Source organism: Dulcicalothrix desertica PCC 7102 (genome assembly GCF_003991905.1).
GTDB lineage: Bacteria > Cyanobacteriota > Cyanobacteriia > Cyanobacteriales > Nostocaceae > Dulcicalothrix > Dulcicalothrix desertica.
Window position 1 is genome coordinate 210,965 of sequence record NZ_RSCL01000014.1, and the last position, 26,458, is coordinate 237,422.

A 26,458-nucleotide genomic window follows, 5' to 3' on the forward strand; every position below is an offset into this window, starting at 1 on the left:
AGAGATGGGCTATGAGCAATGAACTACATTATTAGCGCTCGCTACCTTGAGGGTTGACAACCAGTTAACCCTCATTGTTTGTTTACTTGTATAAAAACCATAGATTTTATACTTTATGGATTACTGTGTAGTAATGGTGACAACGAGTTCACAGCAAGAAGCAGAAACCATAGCTAAAACCCTTGTAGAATCAAAGCTTGCCGCCTGCGTCAACATTTTCCCTATTCAATCAATTTATACTTGGCAAGATAAAGTTCACAATGAACCTGAATTTCAATTATTTATCAAAACCGACAGGCGCCTGTTTAGTACCTTAGAAGCTAAAATTCGTGAATTACACTCCTACGAAGTACCCGAAATTATCGCTCTTCCCATTATTGCAGGTTCACAACTCTATTTAAACTGGATTTCTGAAAACACCGGATTTTCCTAGAGGATATATTTTTACGTAATTTATCCTCTAGGAATTTGGGCACCTAATGTGAAGAAATCTTATTTATATATAATTTTAGGAAATCGATTTGCGCGCATCAATTATGTCATCTTTACGTGCAATTAGTTCTACCCAGTCATTAGGTATATTATCAAAACCATAGTAAATACTTGCTAACCCACCTGTAACACCTGCCGTAGTATCTGTGTCAAATCCTAAATTCACAGCTTTTAGTACAGCTTCGGCATAAGAAGAACTATTTAAAAAGCACCACAGTGATGCTTCTAGTGTGTCAATTACATATCCATTTGAACTAATTTTCTCTATTGGTAGTTTATTAATGGCGCCATTAAATACTCGTTCAAAATGCTGCATCTCCAGATTACATTCAGATGTACTATAAATATCTTTAACGTTTTCTATGCCTTTTAGGTAAGCTGCATGTTTATCGGCGCCTTTTAGTAAAGCAACTGCAATACTAATATAGATACCACACGCCATTTGTGACCTGGGATGAGCGTGAGTGATACAAGAGACTTGATGTACTCGTTTAATTAATTCAGAAAATTCTAATTCTCTATATAAATAAGCCATTGGTAAAATTCGCATCAACGACCCATTACCATTACTGTTCTCAGTTTTACCACCTGCGTCTACGGGTGAGCCGCCTTGTTTCCAATTTACAATAGCCATAAAAGTTGTATTACCAACGTCAAACACTTCACCCCTAGCAGTCCAATAACTTTCGTGGTACCACTGCCAAAAAGACTTAGCTATAGCATCGAGTGAAAAACCATTACATAAACTTTCTGCTAAACAAAAAGTCAAGGAACTATCATCAGACCAAGTGCCAGGTGGTTGATCCCATGTTCCGTAACCCTGCATTGAAGTTACTGGTGATGCTGTTCTCTCTACACGACTGGTAAATTCGACAGGCACTCCTAAAGCATCACCCACACAAACACCCATTAAACCAGATAACACTTGATTGTTTAACATAATAATTCTTTGGATACTCACCATATAAATAATGGTCGTATCATTTATAACTTATTTGTTCCCGAAAGTGTGACAGATTAAAAAGTGTCATCTGAAACATATAATTTTCCTGTGTTTTCGCTAAAAGGCTGTATAAATAATACTTTTGTAATTTTATCTACTGATAAATACAAATTTTAAATAGCAAGTTTGACGCGCGAAAAGTCGAAAACTAACTGGAACCTTTTAGTATTTTTTTCGACATTGAATATAAAGCGATACTTACAAAAAAGGTTAAAAATATGAAAGGTGTGATGAAGTCTTGTGTGACAATTTCTGCATTATCGATGATAGCAATTGCTCCAATTTTTATGTCTGCTGGTTCCGCTAGTGCGGCGCCTAAAAAAGGTACTAATGCAAGCTATGTAGGTGTTGGTATTTCTGCTGGTGTCACCAATGGTGGTCAAAATGGAGACGCTGCAACTTTTGGTGGTAATATTCATGGTCGTCTTAACTTGGGTGGACCAGTATCAGCACGCACTCAAATCAACTTCAGTGACGAAACAAGCGCAATTATTCCCCACCTGACTGTAGACGTACCTGTCGCAAAAGGTACTAACGTCTATGTTGGTGCTGGTTATCAATTTGTTGAAGAAGACGGCAAGCCAACTCCTAGTGGAAACAAAGACGGTGTTGCTGTTGTAGCTGGTGTTGAATCAGAAGTAGCTAAAAATTTCCTTATCTATAGCAACGCGACTGTTGGTGTCAACGCTTATCAGAATAGCTCCGCTTCTGGTGTTAGCCTTAACGGTGGTGTTGGCTATCGCTTTAGATAGAAATTTACCCTTCTCCATTAGCTAATAGTTAATACTTTATCAATATAGAATGGTATTTGCTGCCCACTTATTAACTATTAGCAACGAGTTATTGACTATTTATAAATAATTAATAAGTATTATTGCCGGGTTTGTTCTAGTGTTACATCACTAGTCAAGTCGGCTTTTTGACGTGGTAGAATATAAATAATTCAACTTAATCCCGACCGGATTACCGTACATCCGTAGCCGAATGGGTGCTAAATCTTACCATGTTTCGGCGTGTAGTGATGACTTAATAAGAACACTTTATTTTACAGAAATGGTACAATCTGCTCCTCCTCCTGCCGTTGAAACCCGCAAACCTTCTAAAGTCGAAGGACTCAAAGAACGTAGTAATTTTTTACGTGAACCAGTTGCTACTGAGTTACTTCAAGACACGAATCACTTTAGCGAAGATGCTGTACAAATTCTGAAATTTCATGGTTCGTACCAGCAAGATAATCGTGATAACCGTGCTAAAGGTCAAGAGAAAGATTATCAGATGATGTTGCGGACACGTAACCCAGGTGGTTTTGTGCCACCAGAGTTATATTTGACTTTAGATAAGCTGGCTGACGAATACGGTAATCATACAATACGTGCTACCACTCGCCAAGGGTTTCAGTTACATGGGATTTTAAAGAAAAATCTCAAGCCTTCGATTGCTGCTATAGTTCAAAGCATGGGTTCAACATTAGGCGCCTGTGGAGACGTGAACCGTAACGTAATGGCGCCACCAGCACCTTTCAAAAATAGACGCGATTATCAGTATGCCTGGGAATATGCCGAAAATATAGCCCAGCTACTAACACCACAAACAGGAGCTTACTACGAAATTTGGTTGGATGGCGAAAAAGCTATTAGTGCTGAAGAAAATCCAGAAGTCGTAGCAGCACGTCAAAAGAATGGTACGGGTACAATTGTTCATGATAACCCAGAACCTATCTATGGTACGCACTACATGCCACGTAAATTTAAAGTGAGTGTGACAGTACCAGGAGATAATTCAATTGATTTATATAGTCAAGATTTGACGTTGGTAGTCATTACCAATAAAAAAGGTGAGCTTAAAGGGTTTAATGTATTTGCTGGTGGGGGTTTAGGAAGAACTCATAACAAAGAAGAAACCTTCGCACGTACCGCAGACCCTATCGGTTATGTACAAAAAGAAGACGTTTACGACTTGGTAAAAGCAATTGTTGCCACACAGCGCGATTATGGTGATAGAACCGACAGGCGCCATGCTCGATTAAAGTATTTAATACATGATTGGGGTGTTGACAAGTTCCGCACGAAAGTTGAAGAATATTTTGGTAAACCTGTCGAACCATTTAAGAAACTCATCAAGTTTAGATATCATGACTTTCTGGGTTGGCACGAACAAGGCGATGGTAAATTATTTTTGGGTGTTTCCATCGACAATGGACGTGTAAAAGACGAAGGTGACTTTAAGCTTAAAACAGCATTGCGCGAAATCGTTGAGAAGTATAACTTACCAATACATCTAACACCGCATCAAAACGCGCTGTTATGTAATATTGCACCTGAACACAAAGAAGAAATTGAAGCAATTCTGAATCGTAATGGTGTAGTCACAGACTTAGAAAAAATTGACTCGTTAGAAAGATTCTCTATGGCATGTCCTGCTTTACCCACATGTGGTTTAGCTGTAACAGAGTCTGAGCGTGCAATACCATCCTTTTTACAACGGATACGAGCATTATTAGATAAAGTCGGTTTGCCAAACGAGCATTTCGTTACTAGAATGACAGGGTGTCCGAACGGATGTGCGCGTCCTTATATGGCAGAACTAGGATTTGTGGGTAGTGCGCCATTATCCTACCAAGTTTGGTTAGGTGGATGTCCAAATCAAACTCGACTGGCACAACCGTACACCGAAAAAATGCACGTGGACGACTTAGAAACTTTCCTTGAACCGATTTTTGTATTATTCAAAAAGTCGCGCAAGAAAAAAGAAAGTTTTGGTGATTTTTGTGCGCGCGTTGGTTTTGATGCTATTCGTTCCTTTAGCGAAAACTATCAACCTGGAGTAGAAGCTGGCAACGGATGATTCTAGGATGTAACGGATAGGTAATTTTATAGAACAAAAATTTGTTCGTCACGAATAACTCATCCGTTACATCCGTTGTATCCGTTGCAAATTAGTATTTTGCAATAATTTAATGCTAGTAGGTGGTTTCGGGTCAGGCGCCGTTGGTAGTAGTATTAGTCCTAACCAAGTAACATCATGCCATTCGTCACATTTATATCCGGCATTTTTATAAGTACCAACGTGCTGAAAGCCTAATGATTCATGTAGGCGCATACTTGGTATATTAGGTTGTGTTACACCTGCGTATGCATTGTAGTAACCTTGAAGCTTTAAGACATCAAATAAAGTAGTATATAAACTTTTTCCAATTCCCATACGTCGTGCGCGTTCATGTATGTAAACGCTGACATTTACTGACCATTGATAAGCTACACGTTCATGATGCGGCGCCGCGTAAGCATAACCTAAAACTTGATTATCAGAACAATATACTAGCCAGGGATACTGAAGAAGCAGTTTGGTTATACGTTGTTGCATTTGTTCAATAGTAGGCGCCTCAGTTTCAAATGTTATTGGTGATGATAGGCAAAATGGAGCGTATATAGCTTGAATAGAGGCAGCGTCATCAACTGTGGCAAGGCGAATCATAGAAAAATCAGAATATCAAAGGATTAATATAGCAATCCTAAATCATTTTTGAACAATCATATTAGCAACTTTTTTAATAATTCACAAATTTCAATATAGTAATTTATTTTTATTTGCGTCTTTCAGAGTTTGTTATTCAATAAAATTTTTTATTAAGATATAGAAATCATATCTTATCTAAATTATTAAACATTCAATTGATATAATAAATAGTCCTTAATATTCGTGAAAAATCGTATTTATATAACGAACCGCAAAGTACGCGAAGGAAAGAAACTAGAATGTTGCTTATAATAAAAGCTTGCATTAGAGAAAATAGTTATTTATTGATGCAATCATCTATATTTATATTAGAGAACTAACAACAAGGGAGTTATTGCTACTGTTAGCGCTAAACAGATTTTTGAAACATCTATCGTGCGACATATTTACCATATTAAACTTACAAAGGCAGTGGGATAATTCATGAGTAACAACGATGATAGACTTAAGTTAGCTTCACAGCAAGGATTAAGGACGCAGGTTGCAGCCACATCAGTCGGCGCCGTAGCCCTTGCATCAACAGTTAGAGCTACTCAAGATAAACAGAGCGTGAAAGTAGAAGTCGGAGAAATCATTGTTGACCTTAATATTAATGGCGAGAAGTATACACTCGCGATAGAGCCTCGCGTAACTTTACTTGATGCCTTACGTGAACGGTTGCAGCTAACAGGTAGTAAAAAAGGTTGTGACCACGGACAATGCGGCGCCTGTACTGTCATAATAGATGGGCAGCGCGTTTATTCGTGTTTATCGCTAGCTGTAATGCAGGAAGGTAAAGAAATTACAACAATTGAAGGTTTGACTCAAGGTGATGACCTTCACCCAATGCAGTTAGCATTTATTGAAAATGATGGTTTTCAATGTGGTTATTGCACTCCAGGTCAAATTTGTGCTGCGGTAGCGTTAATTGATGAAGTTAAGCGAGGTTGTGCGAGTGTAGTTTCAGAAGATTTTACTGAAACTTTGGGTGGGGCGCCGCAATTAGCAAATCTTTCAGAATTAGAAATTCGCGAACGAATGAGTGGTAATTTATGTCGTTGTAGTGCTTATAACGGTATTGTCGCGGCAATACAGCAAGTAGCTGGACAAGTGCCACCAGAACCAGCTGCGTTTTTAATGGTGCAAGGAAAAGAAAAACAAGCATGAAGAATTTTAACTACACACGGGCAAATACAATACAAGATGTTGTCGATAGACCGGAACCAGCAATGCTTATTGCTGGTGGTACAAATTTAGTTGACCGGATGAAGGTTTTTCTTGACGAACCGACGCAAGTTATTGATATTTCTCGTCTTGATCTAAAGAAGATTGAAACTACTGGTGACGGGTTACGGTTAGGCGCCTTGGTTACTAATACCCAAGTAGCTGACTTTCCTGTTGTGCGGCAAAACTATCCAATATTGTCACGAGCAATATTAGCAGGAGCATCGCAGCAAATTCGTAACGTTGCTAGTGTTGGTGGAAATTTGATGCAGCGTACTCGTTGTCCTTATTATTATGATACTGCGTTTAGTTGTAATAAAAGACAGCCAGGAAGTGGATGTCCCGCAGCAACGGGAATAAATCGGATGCACGCAATTTTTGGGGCAAGCGATAAATGTGTTGCTGTAAACCCTTCAGATATGTGTGTGGCATTAGCAGCTTTGGATGCAGTTGTTGAAGTTGAGGGTGTTTCGGGTCGGCGCCAAATTCCTTTTAGCGAGTTTCATCGTTTACCAGGTAATCAACCTGAACGTGATACTGCACTTGAGGAGGGGGAAATTATTACTGCTGTAATATTACCAGCAAATATAAACGCCAAATCGGGAGTGTATTTGAAATTGCGTGACCGTGCTTCTTATAGTTTCGCGCTCATTTCAGTAGCAGCTATTCTAGATATTGATAATAACAAGATTTGTAACGCCCGAATTGCACTAGGTGGTGTTGCACACAAACCTTGGCGTACACAAGAAGCAGAACAGTTTTTAGTTGGTAAAGCTGTTGATACAACATTATTTCAACAAGCTGCTGACTTAGCACTTCGTAATGCTCAACCGTTAGAACATAACAAGTTCAAAGTGGAAATGAGCAAACGTGCTATTCGTCGCGCATTAATGGTATCAGCTAATGGAGGTGGGATAGCATGAGTCAAATTATAGGGACATCGGTTAGTCGTAAAGATGGTATCGCAAAAGTTACTGGCGCCGCGACTTACTCAGCAGAATATCAACTAGCTAATTTAGTTCACGGGTATCTTGTAACTGCGACAATAGCTAGTGGAGAAATTCGTAGTATTGATACAAGTAAAGCTCAAGAATTACCAGGAGTTATTGCGGTATTTACGCACTTGAATGCGCCCAAAGTATTTAAACCGACTAACAACTTTGCGAAGTCGAAGATTTATGAAGCTCGTTTGCCTTTATCTGATAATCAAATTCATTACGCAGGACAAATTATTGGGCTTGTAGTTGCTGATACTTTTGAGCGTGCGCGCGATGCAGCTTCGCGTGTACTGGTTGATTATAGTACTCAACCACTCGTAATTGATGCTAGTCTTGCAAACTTCAAAGAGGCGCCACCACATTTTGGCGAAGAAATGAAGTTTTCTATTGGTGACGTTACGAAAGGAATGGAAACTGCAACCGCAAAAGTTGTTGAAACTTATCAAACCGAAACCGAACTTCATGCTCCAATGGAACCTCATGCTATCATCGTAGACTGGCAAGAAGGCGATGGAGTTACTATATATGAGCATAGTCAATTCGTTTTAGGTTCACAACGTACCTACGCAGAATTACTAGGTGTACCAACTGAAAAAGTACGAATTATTAGTCCATATATAGGTGGTGCTTTTGGTTCTAAAGGCTTTCCTTGGTCTCACGCTGTTCTTTGTGCAGCAGCAGCAAAACAAATTCAACGACCGCTCAAATTAGTTTTAAGTCGGCGCCAGATGACGGCTTTAACTGGACATCGTTCAGAAACAGAACAAACAATTCGTTTGGGCGCCACTGCGGATGGTACGATTACAGCGATTGACCATGAAGTAAAATCAGTAACATCGCCTGTAGAGGTTTTCACTGAGCCTTGCACAAATATTACCCCCGTCATGTACAAAACTGACAACCTGCAGATAATGCAGGAATTGGCGGTAATGAACGTTGGAGTACCCACTTTTATGCGGGCGCCGGGTGAAAATCCAGGAATGTGGGCGTTAGAATCAGCGATGGATGAACTCGCATGGAGTTTAAAAATTGACCCTGTAGAGTTGCGACTCAAAAACGAAACCAAAATTCATCAGCGTAAAAACCTTCCTTTTAGTGCAAAACATTTTGCGGACTGTTTGAAAGTTGGTTCCCAGAAGTTTGCTTGGAAAGACCGAGCAAAAGAACCGCGCGAAGTACATCGTGATGGAAAGTTAATTGGCTGGGGAATGGCAGCATCAACATTCCCAGGTTTACGCGGTGCAGCATCTGTCAAAGTTCGTTTGTTAAAAGATGGTACAGCACATGTTTTAACTGCTGGTAATGATATAGGGACTGGCGCTTACACAGTAGCAGCAATAGTTGCCGCCGAAACCCTACAAATACCTGTAGAAAAAATTCGTGTTGAACTTGGTGACTCACGACTTCCAGATGGAGGTATGGCAGGTGGTTCAATGATGAGTGCATCAATGGCGCCTGCTGTAATGGCAGCATGTCAAGAAGTTTTAAAACAAGCAGGAGTTGAAACAGCCCAAGAAGCATTTGCACTGCTTGAAGAAACTGGTGGCGCCGCATTTGAAGCAACAGCATCTTCGGCGCCAGGAGAAGAAAGTAAAAAATTTGCCTTTCAATCATGGGGCGCCCATTTTTGTGAAGTAGCCATTGATGAGAGTATTGGTAGGCTGCGTGTAACTCGTTGGTTGTCAGTAATGGATATAGGACAAGTCATCAACGCCAAAACCGCAGCAAGTCAAATACGTGGTGGTGTGATAATGGGTATAAGTCAAGCTTTAATGGAAGAATGTCAGTTTGACCCCAACATTGGTTATCCCGTTGTATATGACTTAGCAACATATCATTATGCAGCACACGCCGATATTCCCCGTATAGATGTAATATTTGTTGGGGAACCTGATACAAACTTTAACCCTGCGGGAGTTAGAGGAGTAGGAGAAATAGGTATTACAGGAGTTTCTGCTGCCATAGCCAACGCTGTGTATCATGCCACAGGTAGGCGCCTGCGAAGTTTACCATTAACACCAGACAAACTATTAGCGTAGAAATACAAATTAAAATCCCCTTGTTATGTTGCTGTGGCACAGGCATCCTTGCCTGTGCAGTAATATAATTTTTTACCACAGAGACGCAGAGGACACGGAGAGAAGAGAAATAAACCACATTCCTGAGCGAGGAATTTCCCACTCTTTAGACACGCTCGTACACAAAGATAAGAGTTAAAAGAGTTATATATTGGTGCCTACTTCTAAAACTAATTTAATTAATTTTGATATGTTAATTTTTTAATAATTCTTACAAACGTGTAACTTATGCATTGGTGGTTAATTTTTTCAACCCTGCAAAATTAAGTAAATGCTTAAAGGTAGAATATTATGAGGAAGCTATCGATACCATATTTTCCTGAGAGACAAAGAGGTCAAGTAATAATAACCTTAAACGTAACCAATCAAATTGATCAAATCTTAGCCGAGCGTGGTTTTATTTCCCCAGAAGAAGTCCGTTCCGTTACATTAACAAATGTTTTAGTCGATACAGGTGCAACATTATTATGTTTACCCTCATCTGTTATTACTCAATTAGGTTTAGCTCAACGAGGAGAAGCAAGCGTTCAAACCACTGCTGGGCTACAACAAGGACGAATATTTAAAAATGCTGAATTGTCCATTGAAGGGCGCCAAAGTACTTTTGACTGCTTAGAGCTAACAGAAGTACCATATGCTTTATTAAGTGTGTTACCAATGCAACGTTTGGGACTTGAGCCAGATTTAACAAACCATAAGTTGCGATTATTACCTATGAATTCTGAGCAAAGTTATCTTACAGTTTTATAAATGCACCGTCATTATATTTGTGTATAACCAATCATACCAATCATCTAAACCCTGACCTGTTTGTGCCGAAACTTGAAAAACCTGAATTTGTGGATTTACTTGACGCGCGTACTCAATACATTTTTGTATATCGAACTGTACATAAGGAAGTAAATCAAGTTTAGTGATAATCATTATCTGACTAGCACGGAACATGTGAGGATATTTGATAGGTTTATCTTCTCCCTCCGTTACAGAGAGAATTACAACTTTGCCATTCTCACCCAAATCAAATAATGCTGGGCAAACAAGATTACCTACATTTTCAATCATCACAACAGAATTTAGAGGTGGGTTAAGCTGTTGTAAACCCTTATCAATCATTGTTGCATCTAAATGGCAACCTGTTCCAGTATTGATTTGTACAACTTTGCAGCCAGTATCTTGGATTTTTTGAGCATCATTAATTGTTTCTTGGTCGCCTTCAATAACGCTGATAGGTAACTTTTCCTTTAAATCTTTGATAGTGCGAGTAAGTAAAGTCGTTTTACCGGCGCCTGGTGAACTCATCAAATTTAAAGCTAAAATATTTCGTCCCTTGAACCAACCGCGATTTTGAGCCGCAAGTAAATTATTCTTAGATAAAATATCAGCTTCTAGCGATATTGTGGTGCTGTGGACTTGGGCATGAATATGAGCAGGTTCTTCATGATGGTGTGTATGAGTAACCACACTACCATCTGGTAAAACATGTGTATGATTATGATATAAATCAATCATAGCAACATTACCCGTTTCTAAATTAGTAACCTTTACATCTCCATCATCCGAACATCCACAATTTACACACATAATTCCTCTATCTCAATTTCTTTTATTTTTAACTCTTCACCAGCAATTAAATCTAACTCAGTACAACCACACGTACATCGACCAAAAGGCTTTTCAAGTAAAATTTGTGTACCGCAGTTGCGACAATTTGCCAAACCAGGGATTTCTCTAATTTGCAACATGGCGCCTTCTAAAACAGTTCCCTGCGAGCAAATATCAAAACAAAATTTAATAGCATCAGGTAAAATCGCCGATAGCTTACCAACTTCTAATAAAATACGCTGTACTTTCTTACCTTCAGCATATTCAGAAACAATCGCTACAATATTTTGAGTAATACTCAACTCATGCATATCTACCGTAGGTTGGGTGGAACGAAGAGAAACCCAACATATATTTATATTATCGTCATATTTAATTAACGAGCCACTTTATCCAATCTCCATAAGGGCTACAATAAGCTAAAGATTGTGAGGTTTTGACTCCTCTTTCAAAAAAACTAATTTCAACCAGTGCCTTTGCTTTTGCTTTCATCTCAATAGAAACTATAAATAAATCCTGTTTTAAAGAATGTTGAGCAAGAAGAGAGAAAAGCTTTTCAGATGAATCTAAAGAAAACTGATTAAGAGTGAAAGTATGAAAAATACATAATGCTACATCCTCTGGTACAGATGATAAAATTTCAGGAAGGCGCCCAAGAGCATCTCCAGTAATTATTGTTAGTGCATTTGCCCTAGTATATAGTTATGTCTACAGGAGAAAATGACTTGTAACTTAAACTATAAATTAGCCCAGAAGGCCTTTTTTCTCCAGGTATTGCATCCCATTCAGATTCTAGTTTCATCCGACCTAAGCCTTCACTTATATGACCAGCATAAGTAACATTGCCATTATTTATCCATAATCGCATTCTAGCAATAGTTTGTTTTTTATGCTCAAACACAAGTGAGCGTGGTGTAGGCAACCAAACAAACACAATAGGTTTATTAAGTTGTCGATAGAAACAAAACTCTGCTATTGATTTACCCTTACCCTGATATCGAATAGTTTTCTTGCTTTCTATTTCCTCTTTGATACGCGTGTCAAAACCCAAAATTTTCTCACGCATCCTTAATATTGCTGCTTGCTCATCACCTGGTACGGTGCCTAACCAGTCTAGTAATAACTGTGGTGGCACCGGAATATTAACAGATATGCTGTTAATATCAAGCTTCTGGTAAGGAATTTGAATTTCGCTCCTATCGACATAGTTAAGTAAACATGTATTATTGAGTTAGTCCAAAAATTGTTGCAGGTGTCGATGCTCAAAATCTGCCACAAGCTGTGGCAGAAATTCCTTGTTACGGAAAGATTCAGATTGAACTGTTACACCGTCAGTAAATATGCCACTTTACGGATTGATAATGGGCGCCAACAACCCAAACGGTATAATTTTCACTTTTGAGAGGGTTGACTTAAAACGTTTGGTTGTTTTAATCAGGCATCGGTATGAGGAGACTTACTAGTGTCTAAAACTGGTTCTTTCGTACATAGCGTGCTAAATTTTAATTAAAATTTACAAGTATGCTTTATTTACAAGGCTTATAGGCACTTATAGTTTAAATTTAAGCGATAAAAAACCGTTCTGAAGGTAACAATGGCTGTAAGATAAACCCAGCAAGAGTTTTAAGCTTATTTTACCACAAGTTTAGCACGCTAAGTACGCAAGAGCCGTAATTCCCACGGTCTTGCCCTGTTAAATCAGGACGAATACCCATTCCAATATCGAGAGCAAGCGCGCTGTAATTACCTCCATCAACTTGCCCGTCTTCTCCAAAACTACAAAAGCCAATAAATTCTAGCTTCTCAAATATACCGTAGAAGTTATTTTGAGGGTCAAGAAAGTATTGTACGTTTTGTTCGATTTCATCAGGATTCAAATTATAGAAGTTTAGTGGCGCCTCATAATGCCAGAGAGCGCAAGCACGCGCGTTGATTTCATCCAACTGTTGAATGCTTAAAAACATTTGTACGTTCTGTATCGTTAATATTCAGTTGTGTAACTATAAAATATATGTTTATTCCTATGGGCAAGCCAAACAAAGATTCTCATCTTCGTTAAGTCAACAGTAATCGTAAGGATTGGCGCCTATCGCAAACCTCAACTTCTACTTTGGTTGTAATTCTTTACCTTTGCTGCGTCTACGCCATTGTTCAGCAACTTTTTTAACCTCTTCAATCTCATCAAAATCTACTTTTACAAACGCATTATCAAACTCAATACCTAAAGCTGTGCTAATTTCAGTAATTTCACTGAAGCTGGCAAACCTATAATTTTTTGCTTCATAATCTTTAATTTTTTCTTCTTCAAACCCTATTATGTCAGCCAACTCTTTGTGGCTCATCTTTGCAGCAATGCGCGCTTTAATCAGGGTGTCTGGAAGCTTATTAAAATTTTCTACTTTTATTCTTATTGGTTGTTTATTTTCACAATTGATTAAACTTTCATATTCATTAATTTCTTTTTGTAAAGCCATCAAATGAGACTTTTTAACATCAATATCACATTGCCAGCTTTCAGGATTATTTTGCATCCAAGCTTCATCCTGCTGTATCACTGATATAGAATATTCAAATTTTTTCGCACATTCTTTACTATAATTATATTGTTTTTCATTCTTTATCATAATTCCCACCTCATTAAATCAATAGCAATAATTCCTTTGCGATTTTGCATTCTGTCACGCTGGAAGAAATCAAATGAATTTAAGCCTAAATCGCCCACAGGTTCATCTGACCGATATAATTCACCTCTATATTTAGCCTTTTGTGCTTGACTATTATAAGATGTGAATATCGGAAGCGCATTTTTTCGCAGATAATCCATATCAACTTCTTCCGTGTCCCAGCAGGCATCAAAATCATTCGGGTCTGGTTCACTAGTCACAAAACTACCGTTTATATAAATAGTTCTACAACCAGCTTCTTGTAATTGCTTCATTGCCAATTCGAGACCAGTTATCATACGCTGCCTTTGTACAGTATAACCAAATCTCTCTACCAATTCTTCCCATTCACAAAAATGTACCCCTGTTGGTAAATTTCCATTTTCATCAAATTCTGGAATTATTTATGACACCCTAGCATATTTTTATTATCAAATATAAATAGGCAAATTAGGTTAAAAACTCAACAAAAATCAATATTAACATATATAAATTATCACAAATATTTAAATACGATATGTTTTGTAAAGGATGTGTAGATGTAAAAACGCACAGATGCGATTTAATTGGCGAATAGGAGCAAGACCAATCACTCATGCAATTTGAGACTATAGAGACGTAAAATTCTGCGTCTCTACAGCTTTCAAAATATCAAAACGTTTTATTAAATATTCTTGACAATCACTGAATTAATTTTGCCTTACGTTCAAGAATTGTAAGTAACTCTTCTTGTGCATCTGTAAGATATGTTTTATGCTCTTTGCCAAAAAATGCTAACAAGCTATCAGTGGCAGAATCACGGTTTGGTGAAGCATGTAATCGTCGTAACCGTAAAACTAAGTCTTGCATGAATTTGCATCCATCATCATATAAATTCAGTGATAGTAAATGCTGGATTTTAACTGTATACTCACCATCCCAAGTTTCAATTGTACAAGAATAATCGCCAACATGGGTTATGGCACCCCAGCATCCACCTTTACCTTTTAAATCTGGATTATTTTTAGGAAGCAAAACACAAATTTCTCCCTTACGATAAGGGTTCTTGACTTCCGTTCTTTCTCGAATCTTGTCAACGATGTCCTTTACTACTCGTCCTGATGGTACTTTCCCACCAACCTTTTCCACTGCGAGTTTCCAACAATTACGTTGTTCATCAGGTTCAAGAGCAACCAAAGGGCGAACTTGGCGTTCACTAGTAGGAAGAATTTGATAACCATTGGTTAACAAATCTGGTTCCTGTACATCTGGTAGAATTTGATAACCATTGGTTAACAAATCTGGTTCTTGTACATCCGGTGGATTTTGATAACCATTGGTTAACAAATTATCGACTACATTAGCTGCTGCTATTTTGTAAACAGCAGCAATGCGCGTGTAACCAAACCTTTTCCTACAATACTCTTCAAAAGTTTTATGAGTACTTCTGTATAGTTTTTTGTCGCGCAAGCAACGTAATGCCTTCCCCGCTTCATAAAACGCGCGTTCAACAAGATTTTCTAATATAATCCGTTCTTGTTCTTCATCATATGATAAGTCATCAGAATCAATGACTTCAACTTTAACTACATTACGAGTGGGAGTTACATTGTATGGAGCTTTCGCTTCGCGCGCTTTAAATAAAGTAACTATATTGCCTACACCCTTGGCTTGATAGCACGATGCATTCATATTTTTTCTACAAGCAAATTTTATACTATTTATCTTAATATATATATAGTTATGTATTACACTAAAATACTTAATAAAATTTATAAATTATACGAGTAAGCTAGTTAGAATATATTAATGAAGCTTTAAGGGCGAACTTGTCACTTTACACAATATCAAGGGCAGTTGATAATCAAAAAATATGCCTGAAAACAATAAATGTAGTATTTTGATGTAAAGATGTAAAAATTATTACTAAGTTTTTTATAAATTACGTGTTTGTCGCAAAAAAAGCGCTGTTTTATAGAGTCAATATAACTAATTGCTGTAATTTTGATACAGCTTTATACTTTTTTTATGTGTAGAAGCATTAGAGCGGTGTAGATAAGTTTGATTTATATTGAGGGTTGTTTAATTATTTTCTCAATGCTAAATCTTATTTTAAATCTCTCTTTCTTCTCTCTGTGTACTCTGTGTCTCTGTGGTAAAAAAACTCTATCACTGCACAGGCGAGACGCCTATGCTACAAGACTGCAAAATTGATGATATAAAGTTTATCAACTAATTCTAAAAACTTTCCCTTTGGGTACAAAAGGTAAGTATCTTTGTGCGGGGAGTAAAAAAGCGTGTTCTCGGCGGATGTGTAAGCGGTCACAAAATCCATCGGTAATAATTAGTAAGGGGCCATCTTTGGGAAAATCTTCTGCTTTCTCCAACATATCTATCCCCGGTTGTAAAACTGTACCACCTCGACCTTTAACTTGAACTCGTTCTGCTAAAGATTCCGGCGCCATATATCCTTGGTCATAAGCAAATGCATCACAGAAAACAACCCGTACATAAGGCACATCATGAGAAATACTATAACTGGCAATGGCGCCTAAAGCTTTCCCCAATAATTCCCGCTCCATTGAACCAGAAGTATCTAATATTACTCCAAATGTTCGACCTTCTTCGGCACTAGTATCAGGTATGTAACGAGGACGGGGAATGTCTGGAGTGGAAGATTGGCGCCGACTTGGGCGAGCATATGACCTAACATGAACTAATGGCGAAAAATAATTATCAAACCATCTTGCTAATTCCACATCCCAAGGAATAGGAGGATGATTTAAAGCGCGAATTTCTTCGACTAACCCCAAAGGCAGAAAACCTCTGTTTTGTTCGTGATGATAGATAAGTCCTTGATTTAAACAACGACGGTAAAAATCATCTAGTCCCATACCATCATCATGAGTCCACCAATCTGGTGTTCCTCCCTCTAAAATGTCACATTGCCCGACACCTCGTAATGTAGCAAGTTTACGGAAGCGACGTAAATCTGTAACTATTTGGTCATAGATAGCTTCGGCAGATAACCCTTTTAACTCAGGGTCGTATAATAAACCAAATTTTGGTAATTCTCCTAAACCCATTTCTATCAGCCAGGAATTAATTACATAGTCACAAGCAACGTTCCAAAAGTAAAAGTCTCTTCCTTGGCGCCTCGTATCATGTCTTAATCCTACATGCAATAACTCATGGGCAATGACAAATCGGCATTCTTGGTCATCGAGTTTAGCAGCAGGGTTAATAAAAATTTCTTTGTTTTGAATATCAACGGCAGCAACCGAAATATCTAAACGTTGACATATTAATGGGTCTTCGATAATTTCAAAGTTTGCTGCTAAGGCGCCTAAAAGTGGATAACTGTTAATGAACCATGACTTCGCTCTGTTAGCTGGAGTATCTTTTTCAATATTTGCTCCCAAAAAAGCTTCGCGTCCTCCCGCAACATTTACGGCACTTGTCACAGCACTAATTAACCCTCTGCCAAAGCTAGCTTGCCAGTCAAAATTACGATTTAGATAATAATTATTATTTTTGGGGGATTCTATAATCATATCAGTAAAGTTATACCCAGGAATCCCACTCTCACAAAATTCCTGATATAAGCTTTCTTCATTACGAGTAGAAGCATTTATAGAGAAATTATATTCATCTGGAGCGCGTCCTAATTTTAAATCGTTTAGAAATTTCGCTATAAAATAGTTACATGCGGCATTCCATTCTCGAAAATTTGTTTTTTGCTGAAAATGCCCAAATCCTAAATGCAATAGACAATGAGCTAGTACATATGCCCACTCTTCTTCTAAACCACGTCTGGTAGGGTGTACATGAATGGCGCCGTTACTTGTAACAACAGCCCAACCCTTGGGTGGACATTGATTTCCTTCTCTACGTATAATATTAGCGTGATAAAATAGCTCTGTAAACATGGGATGGCACCGAATAATCCCACATCCTTCATTAAAATTAATTAATCCAATATCTTTGCCCGGTTGATTTTTTTTACTTGGCATTTTCTTTTTGCACCAAACGCGGCAAATCTCTAACTATTTCTACCATGAGCCAACTGGGTAAAGCATCACCTTTTTCTGATTGGGCAACAACCATTTGTGCTATCTCTAAGCTAATAGATGCGAGGTCTTTGAGCAGACTTTTAGCTCGGTGAGCTAAATCTTTTTGACTACCTGTAGCTATTTTTTGTTCTTGAGGTAATTCTTTAATAAGTTGCGCGCGTAACGACTGTGCCAAGAAATACAAAACATCTCTATCTTCAGGCTTTGTTGGCCAACCAATATCTCCTTTAAGAATAGCACTCAATTGATACTTACTTTTAATTTGTTTGATAAACCCTTTAAACTGGGTCGCATGATGGGGAGATAAGCACCCAATAGCTAAAACTTCCAGCCAATCATCAGTAATACGCTCACCAAATTCATGAAGAGCATCGCTTAACATATGCCAAGAACGTGGTGTAGAAAAAGTTTCTTCATGTTTTGGAGGTTGACTCCACAAGTGGTCAGGACGAGTTTGAATGTATTCTATTACCCAAGGATGAATGTTATTATTTTTTGCCCATTCCAACCAATCGCGATGCGAAGCTTTTAAATGTACATGAATCATGCGGTTGAGCAAAGCAGAAGACATCGGCTTAACAATGGCATTATCAGATGCGCGATTCCCGGCGCCGATTACAATAGAACCAGCAGGAAGATGATACTCACCAATTCGGCGTTCGTGAATAAGACTATAAAATGCTTTCTGTACTTCGTGAGAACAAGCATTTAGTTCGTCTAAGAACAAACAGTATGGTTCTGAGCGTGCAATTATTTTTGGGGGACAGAAGCGACTGGTTCCATCTATAATTTGCGGCACACCGATTAAATCTTCCGGCGCCAGTTGACTACCAAGTAATGAAACACAAGGTATTCCCACTTCCCTTGCAAACTCTTCCACCAAAGATGATTTACCTATTCCAGGCGCCCCCCAAATAAACACTGGTCTTACTACAGCCACATTCAACAGAAACTCGGATAGTTGTTTTTGGGTAAGTGCAATTGCTGGGTTCATTCAATACCAATTTGTATAGATTTATATAAACAGTAGGCGTATCTTGTTTATAACACCTTGCAAGAGGATGATTCCGGATTAATTAGAACGGCGTCTGTCATATACATCGCTTATAGCGTGCTCCCGGTTGCTTACTGCATCAAAACCTAAAATCATTATATTGATTTTAGCTTGCTCCGTCAGAAGCTTATCTTGAAGCGTGAGTAGTGACTCGTTTTGCGGTTGCAGGCGCCGTATGTTTTGGTAAGATTATGAGCAATCTGGGAGATGCATTTTTGAATGTCTGATGGACGATAACACAATATTGAACAATTTAGCTATGCTTACATTAAGTTACTTGCTTCTATAAGAGCTATAAAAAGCATAAAAAACCGTGACAGGTGAGTATAAAGGTTCATTCTACTTCAATTAAATGTGCCTGATTTAAACCTAGGTATCCAATAAAAAAAGGGAATGTAGATTATACATTCCCTATAAGGTGCAATAATGTGGAATATTAAATTAGTTTTAAAAGAGTTAGATAAATAGCTTTTAAAACTTAATTACGTTTATAAAAGTGCTATTAAAATCCTCTAACAATTGCTTCGCGTAGAATTGTGCGGTTGTTTCTTTTCACAGTCAAGTTTTTGTTTGTGCTGGAGACAGTTACACCATAAGTATATTCACCATTAACAGCTTCAAAGTACCTTCCTCTGTTTTTAGCGCCATTTACGGTCAAAGGTAGACTTATCTTTTTACCAGTCTTTTTGTCTAAACCTACATAATTATGTGGTGTATCACCTCCACAGATGCTTACTAAAAAATTCTTTGTCTCAGCCGCAACAAATGTACTGTCGTATTTACCACATAGACTACGAACTTCTCCAGCTTGAGCGGTTTGTGCGAAGGGGAGTGAAAGCGAGCAGACACCAACAACGGATAAAACTAACTGAGCGACTGTTTTAGAATTAACTTGCATATTTATAATGATGCGTGTGGTTGAATTTGATACTAATTTCTTCAGCACACGTTTTCGTTATTACGGAAAAGTCGATTAGATTATTTTGGTTGAAATTTTGTTCTATAGAAGGCGACACTCTATTTTATACCTGCCAAATGACATCTCACGAATGGCGCCGGATTGATAAATACAATACATTTCAACTAAATAGCTCATAACAACTAAATAAGTTAGCATCGTTGTCAAATCAAAAGCGTTTTATCGTTAGGTGCCATTATCAATCCTGGTTGTAATACTGTACCACCTCAACCTTTTACTTGTACTCTTTCTGCGAGAGATTCCGGCGCCTGTCATATATATAGTTTATTATAATTTATTAAATATTATTGACAAGTGCTGATTTAAGAATTAGGACTTTATCATTTTGATGAAATGCGGGTTTGAGTCAAAATCTTAAAACCTATAATTATATTATTTTAGGATAAGAATCCTCGATATATCTTTTAAAGATATCAGTTTTTTATAAATCACTGACTGTGGTTAGAAGATTAAAGCAAAGCTAACAAGCAGCAATAATTTAGAATAAAGCTATGCTTGCATCTACATTTAAATTACGACCCTAAAATAAACTTACTTGATAATTAATATACGCAATCTCACTTAGAATAGTTTGCAAGGGCATTATTCCGCTCAAATCTCTATAATAATTGCTTTTAACTTGCGCTTAATCGCTTAAAAAGCTATACTGTAGAGGTACTAGCACAATTGATACATGATAACTTACAAATGTACGCGCAATAAACCTTATATTAACGATATTGCACGCAAAACTGAAACTGCCTCTCGCCAAGGGCACTATATCAAAGCTAACTCTATAGAAGATGCAATCGCACAAATGGAAAAAAAGTTTCCCAATGAAAAGAATATAGGATTTACAGCTGAAGAGTGGGAAGAATAGTTAGTGATATCATAAGCTTGGTAGCATTGATATTAAGCTATCAAGTCCTTTTGTGGCAATTTCCAAAACTAACAAATTCTAGGCAATTGGTCACCTACTAACATATCAACTATTCTTTCGGCGCCAAAACCAGTCTTCAACAAAACAATTCCTTCTGGTTTCTCAATTACTTCTCCAACTACACACGCATTTAAACCTGCTGGATGTGATTTCATTGCTGATAATACTGTATCCGCGTCTTCACGTTTGAGGACAACTACTAGTTTTCCTTCATTAGCTAAATACAAAGGGTCGAAACCAAGAATTTCACATACACCCTTAACTTGTTCTTGAACTGGTATCGCTGCTTCATCAAGACGAATACTGACATTGGCACTTGAAGCAAATTCATTTAAAACTGTTGCTAAACCACCACGTGTAACATCCCGCATTGCATGAATATCAGGACACGCTTCAATTATAGTGGCGACTAAATCATTCAAAGGCTGACAGTCACTCTCTATATTACTATCCAACGCTAACTCACCACGTGCGATTAATATAGATGTACCATGATTACCCAATTCTCCGTTAATTAAGACTACATCACCAGGTCGAATATTTTGGGTAGATATATTTACTTTATTAGATATTACTCCAATACCAGTTGTATTAATAAATATTTTATCTGCGGCGCCCTTCGGCACGACTTTAGTATCACCTGTGACTATTTGTACACCTGCTTTAATTGCAGCATTTTGCATACTTTTAACAATACGCCTTAGTGTTTCTACTGGAAACCCTTCTTCTAAAATAACGCTACAAGTCAAATATAATGGTTTGGCGCCACTTACAGCTAAATCATTGACTGTGCCATTTACAGCTAACTCACCAATATCACTACCAGGAAAAAACAACGGGTCTACAACATAGGAATCAGTAGTAAAGGCAAGTTTATCACCATGTTGCATCAAAGCCGCTATCTCAAAAGTTGCCTGGTCTTCAAGTGGCGCCAAATATGAGTTATTAAATGTATTAACAAAAATATCATCGATTAAATCGTGCATCGCTTTACCACCACTGCCATGCGCGAGGGTTATATTTTTATCTCGTAACTGAGCGCGCTTATTAAGTTTAATACCGTAATCCGAGTTTTTCATAAATTAGCGGGACAATTAACTAAAAATTGCGAACTGTGCTTTGCCTTGCTGTTTGGCACGGTACATCGCAATATCCGCATCGTTGAGCAAATTAAGAGGTTCTTCATGATTTTTTGAACTTAAGGCAATTCCAATACTAGCGGTAGCAATAAGCTCGTATCCTTTAAGATGTAATGGTTCTTTGAGAGATTCTTGAATACGTCTTGCTACACTTGTTGCCAAATTCACGTTCTTGATGTCTTCTAATAACACGGCAAATTCGTCACCTCCAAACCGAGCAACCGTGTCACCACTTCGCACACACGAGTTTAACCGAGAAGCAACATGAACTAGTAAATCATCTCCCATCGAATGTCCGTAACGGTCATTAATTCCTTTAAAACCGTCTAAATCTAAAAACATGATAGCAAAATGATAATTATTCCTTCTTTTTGCACGCTCGAAAACTTGCCTTAAACGGTCTAAGAATAAAACTCGATTTGGTAATGATGTTAATGCGTCGTAAAAAGCGTTGCGTACTAAATGCTCTTCCTTTTGTTTACGCTGCGATATATCTTGAAATACTATAACGGCGCCTGTAATATTACCATCTCGGTCGCGAATTGGAGCAACGTTGTCTCCAATGGAAATCAAATCGCCATTTTTATTGATTAACACGCAGTTTTCTGGCAAATTTAAAACTTGACCCTGCTTAATTGCTTGCCTTACCAAATAGTCGATTTCTTCTCCTGTGTCATTATCTACTAAGTTCAATACTTGTGTAATGTGCTTTCCAATAACTTCTTCTTCTTTCCAACCAGTTAGAGTTTCTGCAATTCGGTTCATGACTTGCACGTCTCCACTGATACCAGTAATCACGACGGCGCTACCCATACTGTTAATAACTGACAGCATCTGCTGCTGTTCTACTTCAAATTTAGTTTCAATATGATGCTTATAAAGTGCCATTTCTACAGCGTTATATAAATCTTTTTCTGCAAACGGTTTAAATATATGACTAAACGGTTCGCTCCGGCGATTTTGAGATAAATTCGGTTCTACCGTATACTCCATTAAATATAATACTGGTATGTGAAAGTTTGTCCGGATAATATTACCTGCCGCAATCGCATCAATATCACCAGCCAAGCAGATGTCCATTAATACTAAATTAGGTCGCGTTTCTGCTACCTTTTCAATAGCTGCTTTCCCTGAATCAATTATATCTGAAACCGCATACCCTAATTTCTGCAAACTATCAATTATGTCTATTGCGAGAACTCTAGAGTCCTCCACAACTAGGATTTTTGGGCAGTCCATACTAAAATTACCTGCTTGAATCGGTTCAGATGCGATTAACGACACGAACCATAGGGCAGCGAAAATAATTCTATCATAATCAATCTCCATACTGCTTACATCTGTCGTTAGTACAAAGTTAAGCAGAATATTATATTAAGCAATTTGGGTTCCATTAACCGTTAATTTCGGCACTTACCTCTAATCCATCTGTGCAATCATTATCTAGTTTTCCAAGCTATATTCAGCATATACTTGTATAAAAAATATCATCCCAGGGTTATTATTTATTACCTCATAAATACAATAATACTCGGTTTTTACTTAGCTAAATAAAAATATTATATTAACATATAATTTAGTTATGTGTTGATTTGATATACTGCTCACGCCAAGAGAAAATCATTCATACACTAACAAAATATTAACCAAACACTTACAAGTAAACTGTATTTACAATACAGTTTTAATGTATAAAAAAACCGGGTTAACATTAAACCCGGTTTGCTGAACAACTTTTGACGTTTGGTAATAAAACTTTAAACTCTAGTACGAGTCACTTCGAGACTAATTCTGCCTCCAAAATCAGGAATAGGCGCCGCTGGTTTACTGAGAATCACTTGTACTTGTGTGATAGAATGACATTCGGCTAAAATCGACTCTGCAATTGTCGCAATTAGCTTTTCAATCAGTGCGAACTTCGATGTTTGTATTAAATGCTTCACTATACTAATTACGCTACGGTAATCTAAAGTATCTTCAATGGCATCTGTTTTTCCTGCTTTCGAGATATCTAGCCACAACTTAACATCTACTTCAAACCATTGTCCTAGCACTTGCTCTTCTGGTAGGTACCCAGTGTAACCATAAGCACGAATACCTGTCACATGAATGTTGTCCATATTCATATATTATGTCAAAACGTTAAATTGCCTGGTTGGATTGTAATAGGTATTGGGTAATGGTAATCAAGTACTAGATACTAGATAGAGCAATATTGATTTCACCACTGCCATAATGTCATTAATTCGTAATACAAATGAACTGTGGGCTTTTGTCCTTGTCGAGACTCTAAAAAGGTTAGGGTTGACTTGTGCTGTAATTTGTCCGGGTTCTCGCTCAACTCCTTTAGCTGTTGCGTTTGCTCAAAAAGCGCCAAAAATAGAAGTGATTCCTATTCTCGATGAACGTTCAGCAGGATTTTTTGCATTAGGAAGAGCAAGAGCGACCAAAAAAGCTGTGGCAGTTGTTTGTACTTCTGGAACAGCGGGGGCAAATTTTTATCCTGCGGTGATTGAAGCGTTTGAAAGTTGTGTACCGTTATTGTTACTGACTGCTGATAGACCGCAAGAATTACGCTTTTGTCACTCTGGACAAACTATTGACCAAGTAAAGTTATACGGTAATTATCCCAACTGGCAAGCCGAACTCGCAATTCCTGGCGCCACATTAAATCTACTAACATATTTAAGGCAAACAATAATTCATGCATGGGAGCGTTGTTTATCTCCTCAACCAGGTGTCGTACATTTAAATATACCGTTTCGCGACCCTCTAGCCCCTGTTTCAGATGGTATTGATTTAACTAGCTTACAGTTAGAAATAGATAGCGAAGATTTTTGGCGCCAACCTTTACCCCTTTCACCCTTACCCGTTACACCTTACCCCTCCCCCCTCCCCTCTTCTTCTCGCGGTATTATTATTGCTGGAATTGCTCAACCGCTTATAGACGAGCAATATTGTAATCACATTGCTCTTCTTGCTCACGCTTTAAATTATCCTGTATTGGCAGAAGGACTTTCTCCCGTTCGTAACCACGCTCATCTAAATCCCTATATAATTTCCACTTACGACTCAATTCTTCGTAATGCTGACTTTAGAGAAAAGCTTGCACCTGAATTTGTCATCCTTATAGGTGAAATGCCAACTAGCAAGGAGTTACGAACTTGGTTACAGCAAACCCAACCCCAATTACTAATCATCGATAAAAGCTTTCGCAATCTTGATTCGCTGCACTTAAAAACTTCACACCTGCGAGTAGACATTTGTGAATTGAGCGAATTTCCCACGTTACCAACTACTACTTACCTTGAAGATTGGCGCCATATTGAAACGAAAACGCGCATAACACTCGATAAAACTTTTGAACTTTGCAGCGAGATGCTTGAATGTAAAGCAGCTTGGTTACTTTCACAGATACTACCACCAAAAACACCTTTATTTATTGCCAACAGTATGCCTGTACGTGATATTGAGTTTTTCTGGAAACCCAATAATCTTGGTATTAAAGCTTTTGTTAACCGAGGCGCCAATGGTATTGATGGTACATTATCTACAGCTTTAGGAGTAGCTCACCGTAACCAAAGTAGTGTTATGCTAACAGGTGATTTAGCTTTACTACATGATACAAACGGGTTTTTGATTAGAAAAAAGTTTATAGGTCATTTGACAATTGTTTTAATTAATAACAACGGTGGTGGTATTTTTGAAATGTTACCAATTTCTCAATTTGAGCCACCATTTGAAGAACTTTTTGCAACTCCCCAAGAGATTGATTTTGCCAAACTCTCTGCTACATATGATATTGAGCATGAAATAATTACATCATGGGATTTATTAAAAGAAAAATTAAATCCATTACCTACATCAGGAATTCGGATTTTAGAATTACCAACAAACCGTAAACATGATGCAAAATGGCGTAAAGATAATTTAGGCAAATTTGCTATTATTTGATGCCACCAAAGACCGCTAAACCATAGTACTTCCAGGGAACAGCTACAGTTGAAAATCCAGCTTGCGTGAGCATTTGTAAGTGTGCGTCCAAAGTTGCTAGTTGGTCTTGATTGGAATACCCATAAGTAGTGCTGTTTCCTATTCTTGCACGAACATCAGCAAGCGTAGTACCTTGTTGATTTGCCCATTCTTCTCGCGCTAATTTATACACCTCTGCTAAAGTAGGGCAAGATGGTAAAGTTGGGTCAGCATTCCAAAAGCAACCAGATGGAATAAGACTTTCATGAATACGTGTAAATAAATTTTGCTTCATTTCATCCGTAAGATGATGAATTGCAAGTGACGATATACACGCATCAAAATCGGCGCCGATATTAAATTTATCAGGATAACTTGCCCATTCACCAAAATCAGCTTCTTGTCCCGACCATCTTTCTTCACATCCAAAAGAACTAACCTTCGAGCTAGCGAAGTTAATCATGCGTGGCGAATAATCAAGCGCTATAATTTCCGCATCTGGACAACGTTTAAGTATTTTGAGCGTTAACTCCCCAGTTCCACAACCTAGTTCTAGAATTTTTTTACTTGCAGATGGTACACAGCGAGTAATTACTTCGAGCATTTCATCATAACGCGGCAAAAGTTGACGAATACCAGCGTCAAAGTCTGAAGTGTTAGCGAAGACCTCACCAGGATATATTTGTGACATGGATTTTAAGTAAATGCATCTGACTTAATTATCTTACGAAAAATTAAAAAATCTAACTTTTGTAACAATACCTTTGCCAAAATATATTTTAATAACG

Annotated in this window: 24 protein-coding genes and 2 pseudogenes; 9 read left to right on the forward strand and 17 right to left on the reverse strand. The window is 37.9% G+C overall.

Features of this window, described 5'->3' with window-relative positions; genetic code table 11:
* Positions 1 to 115: 115 nt before the first annotated feature.
* The gene (gene cutA, locus DSM106972_RS28070) at positions 116 to 433 is read left to right on the forward strand and encodes a divalent-cation tolerance protein CutA (RefSeq protein ID WP_127083769.1); all 318 of its coding nucleotides are present in this window, start codon (positions 116 to 118) and stop codon (positions 431 to 433) included.
* 59 nt (positions 434 to 492) lie between these two features.
* Here cutA and DSM106972_RS28075 read toward each other — a convergent pair.
* Positions 493 to 1,432: pseudogene (locus tag DSM106972_RS28075) on the reverse strand (ADP-ribosylglycohydrolase family protein).
* Between the two features lie 281 nt (positions 1,433 to 1,713).
* On the opposite strand from DSM106972_RS28075, the gene DSM106972_RS28080 reads away from it, so the two are divergent.
* Positions 1,714 to 2,247, forward strand: a complete 534-nt coding sequence (locus DSM106972_RS28080) for an outer membrane beta-barrel protein (RefSeq protein ID WP_127083771.1) — start codon at positions 1,714 to 1,716, stop codon at positions 2,245 to 2,247.
* A 301-nt stretch (positions 2,248 to 2,548) separates the two neighbouring features.
* The gene (gene sir, locus DSM106972_RS28085; RefSeq protein ID WP_127083772.1) at positions 2,549 to 4,339 is read left to right on the forward strand and encodes a sulfite reductase, ferredoxin dependent; all 1,791 of its coding nucleotides are present in this window, start codon (positions 2,549 to 2,551) and stop codon (positions 4,337 to 4,339) included.
* 66 nt (positions 4,340 to 4,405) lie between these two features.
* Here the strand turns inward: sir and DSM106972_RS28090 are convergent, their stop codons facing one another.
* Positions 4,406 to 4,969 (reverse strand): arsinothricin resistance N-acetyltransferase ArsN1 family B, encoded by a 564-nt coding sequence (locus tag DSM106972_RS28090; protein WP_127083773.1) that lies wholly within the window; start codon positions 4,967 to 4,969, stop codon positions 4,406 to 4,408.
* A 465-nt stretch (positions 4,970 to 5,434) separates the two neighbouring features.
* Here DSM106972_RS28090 and DSM106972_RS28095 point away from each other — a divergent pair, with 465 nt between their 5' ends.
* The 4 genes from DSM106972_RS28095 (at position 5,435) to DSM106972_RS28110 (ending at position 10,040) form a co-directional block, all read left to right on the forward strand.
* Complete coding sequence (locus DSM106972_RS28095; RefSeq protein ID WP_127083774.1) at positions 5,435 to 6,157, forward strand: 2Fe-2S iron-sulfur cluster-binding protein; 723 nt, start codon at positions 5,435 to 5,437, stop codon at positions 6,155 to 6,157.
* The gene (locus DSM106972_RS28100) at positions 6,154 to 7,137 is read left to right on the forward strand and encodes an FAD binding domain-containing protein (protein ID WP_127083775.1); all 984 of its coding nucleotides are present in this window, start codon (positions 6,154 to 6,156) and stop codon (positions 7,135 to 7,137) included. The genes DSM106972_RS28095 and DSM106972_RS28100 overlap by 4 nt, the downstream gene beginning before the upstream one ends.
* Positions 7,134 to 9,251, forward strand: a complete 2,118-nt coding sequence (locus DSM106972_RS28105) for a xanthine dehydrogenase family protein molybdopterin-binding subunit (RefSeq protein WP_127083776.1) — start codon at positions 7,134 to 7,136, stop codon at positions 9,249 to 9,251. Before DSM106972_RS28100 ends, DSM106972_RS28105 begins: the two co-directional genes overlap by 4 nt.
* 330 nt (positions 9,252 to 9,581) lie before the next feature.
* Entirely contained in the window at positions 9,582 to 10,040 is a 459-nt protein-coding gene (locus tag DSM106972_RS28110; RefSeq protein ID WP_127083777.1) for an aspartyl protease family protein, read from the forward strand.
* Here DSM106972_RS28110 and hypB read toward each other — a convergent pair.
* The 11 genes and pseudogenes from hypB to DSM106972_RS28165 form a co-directional block, all read right to left on the reverse strand.
* Positions 10,035 to 10,871, reverse strand: coding sequence for a hydrogenase nickel incorporation protein HypB (gene hypB / locus DSM106972_RS28115; protein WP_127083778.1), 837 nt, complete (start codon positions 10,869 to 10,871; stop codon positions 10,035 to 10,037). The genes DSM106972_RS28110 and hypB overlap by 6 nt on opposite strands.
* Positions 10,862 to 11,203 carry a hydrogenase maturation nickel metallochaperone HypA gene (hypA, locus tag DSM106972_RS28120; RefSeq protein ID WP_127083779.1) on the reverse strand — a complete coding sequence of 114 codons (342 nt, stop codon included), beginning with the start codon at positions 11,201 to 11,203 and terminating at the stop codon, positions 10,862 to 10,864. Before hypA ends, hypB begins: the two co-directional genes overlap by 10 nt.
* A gap of 61 nt (positions 11,204 to 11,264) precedes the next feature.
* Positions 11,265 to 11,573, reverse strand: a pseudogene (locus DSM106972_RS55905) (DUF2332 family protein); the annotation flags it as partial.
* Positions 11,574 to 11,583: 10 nt separating this feature from the next.
* Positions 11,584 to 12,027 (reverse strand): hypothetical protein, encoded by a 444-nt coding sequence (locus tag DSM106972_RS28130; protein ID WP_127083780.1) that lies wholly within the window; start codon positions 12,025 to 12,027, stop codon positions 11,584 to 11,586.
* A gap of 499 nt (positions 12,028 to 12,526) precedes the next feature.
* The gene (locus tag DSM106972_RS28135; RefSeq protein WP_127083781.1) at positions 12,527 to 12,856 is read right to left on the reverse strand and encodes a hypothetical protein; all 330 of its coding nucleotides are present in this window, start codon (positions 12,854 to 12,856) and stop codon (positions 12,527 to 12,529) included.
* A 141-nt stretch (positions 12,857 to 12,997) separates the two neighbouring features.
* Positions 12,998 to 13,516, reverse strand: coding sequence for a helix-turn-helix domain-containing protein (locus DSM106972_RS28140; protein ID WP_127083782.1), 519 nt, complete (start codon positions 13,514 to 13,516; stop codon positions 12,998 to 13,000).
* Positions 13,513 to 13,959, reverse strand: coding sequence for a DUF6932 family protein (locus tag DSM106972_RS28145; protein ID WP_127083783.1), 447 nt, complete (start codon positions 13,957 to 13,959; stop codon positions 13,513 to 13,515). Before DSM106972_RS28145 ends, DSM106972_RS28140 begins: the two co-directional genes overlap by 4 nt.
* A 277-nt stretch (positions 13,960 to 14,236) precedes the next feature.
* The gene (locus DSM106972_RS28150; RefSeq protein ID WP_127083784.1) at positions 14,237 to 15,226 is read right to left on the reverse strand and encodes a hypothetical protein; all 990 of its coding nucleotides are present in this window, start codon (positions 15,224 to 15,226) and stop codon (positions 14,237 to 14,239) included.
* Between the two features lie 536 nt (positions 15,227 to 15,762).
* Entirely contained in the window at positions 15,763 to 17,547 is a 1,785-nt protein-coding gene (locus DSM106972_RS28155) for a vWA domain-containing protein (RefSeq protein ID WP_127083785.1), read from the reverse strand.
* Complete coding sequence (locus tag DSM106972_RS28160; protein WP_127083786.1) at positions 17,537 to 18,601, reverse strand: AAA family ATPase; 1,065 nt, start codon at positions 18,599 to 18,601, stop codon at positions 17,537 to 17,539. The genes DSM106972_RS28155 and DSM106972_RS28160 overlap by 11 nt, the downstream gene beginning before the upstream one ends.
* Positions 18,602 to 19,163: 562 nt before the next feature.
* Positions 19,164 to 19,559 carry a hypothetical protein gene (locus DSM106972_RS28165; RefSeq protein ID WP_127083787.1) on the reverse strand — a complete coding sequence of 132 codons (396 nt, stop codon included), beginning with the start codon at positions 19,557 to 19,559 and terminating at the stop codon, positions 19,164 to 19,166.
* A gap of 754 nt (positions 19,560 to 20,313) precedes the next feature.
* On the opposite strand from DSM106972_RS28165, the gene DSM106972_RS28170 reads away from it, so the two are divergent.
* Complete coding sequence (locus DSM106972_RS28170) at positions 20,314 to 20,499, forward strand: hypothetical protein (RefSeq protein WP_127083788.1); 186 nt, start codon at positions 20,314 to 20,316, stop codon at positions 20,497 to 20,499.
* A gap of 68 nt (positions 20,500 to 20,567) precedes the next feature.
* On the opposite strand, the gene hypE is transcribed toward DSM106972_RS28170, so the two are convergent.
* From hypE to folB, 3 genes are all read right to left on the reverse strand, one after another.
* Positions 20,568 to 21,638 (reverse strand): hydrogenase expression/formation protein HypE, encoded by a 1,071-nt coding sequence (gene hypE, locus DSM106972_RS28175; protein ID WP_127083789.1) that lies wholly within the window; start codon positions 21,636 to 21,638, stop codon positions 20,568 to 20,570.
* A gap of 15 nt (positions 21,639 to 21,653) precedes the next feature.
* On the reverse strand, positions 21,654 to 22,937 hold the full coding sequence (locus DSM106972_RS28180) for a diguanylate cyclase domain-containing protein (protein ID WP_127083866.1): 1,284 nt from the start codon (positions 22,935 to 22,937) through the stop codon (positions 21,654 to 21,656).
* A 518-nt stretch (positions 22,938 to 23,455) separates the two neighbouring features.
* Positions 23,456 to 23,818, reverse strand: a complete 363-nt coding sequence (folB, locus tag DSM106972_RS28185; protein ID WP_127083790.1) for a dihydroneopterin aldolase — start codon at positions 23,816 to 23,818, stop codon at positions 23,456 to 23,458.
* 115 nt (positions 23,819 to 23,933) lie between these two features.
* On the opposite strand from folB, the gene menD reads away from it, so the two are divergent.
* Positions 23,934 to 25,652: a 2-succinyl-5-enolpyruvyl-6-hydroxy-3-cyclohexene-1-carboxylic-acid synthase gene (menD, locus tag DSM106972_RS28190; protein WP_127083791.1), complete on the forward strand. Its 1,719-nt coding sequence runs from the start codon at positions 23,934 to 23,936 to the stop codon at positions 25,650 to 25,652.
* On the opposite strand, the gene DSM106972_RS28195 is transcribed toward menD, so the two are convergent.
* Entirely contained in the window at positions 25,645 to 26,361 is a 717-nt protein-coding gene (locus DSM106972_RS28195; RefSeq protein ID WP_127083792.1) for a class I SAM-dependent methyltransferase, read from the reverse strand. The genes menD and DSM106972_RS28195 overlap by 8 nt on opposite strands.
* Between the last annotated feature and the right edge of the window lie 97 nt (positions 26,362 to 26,458).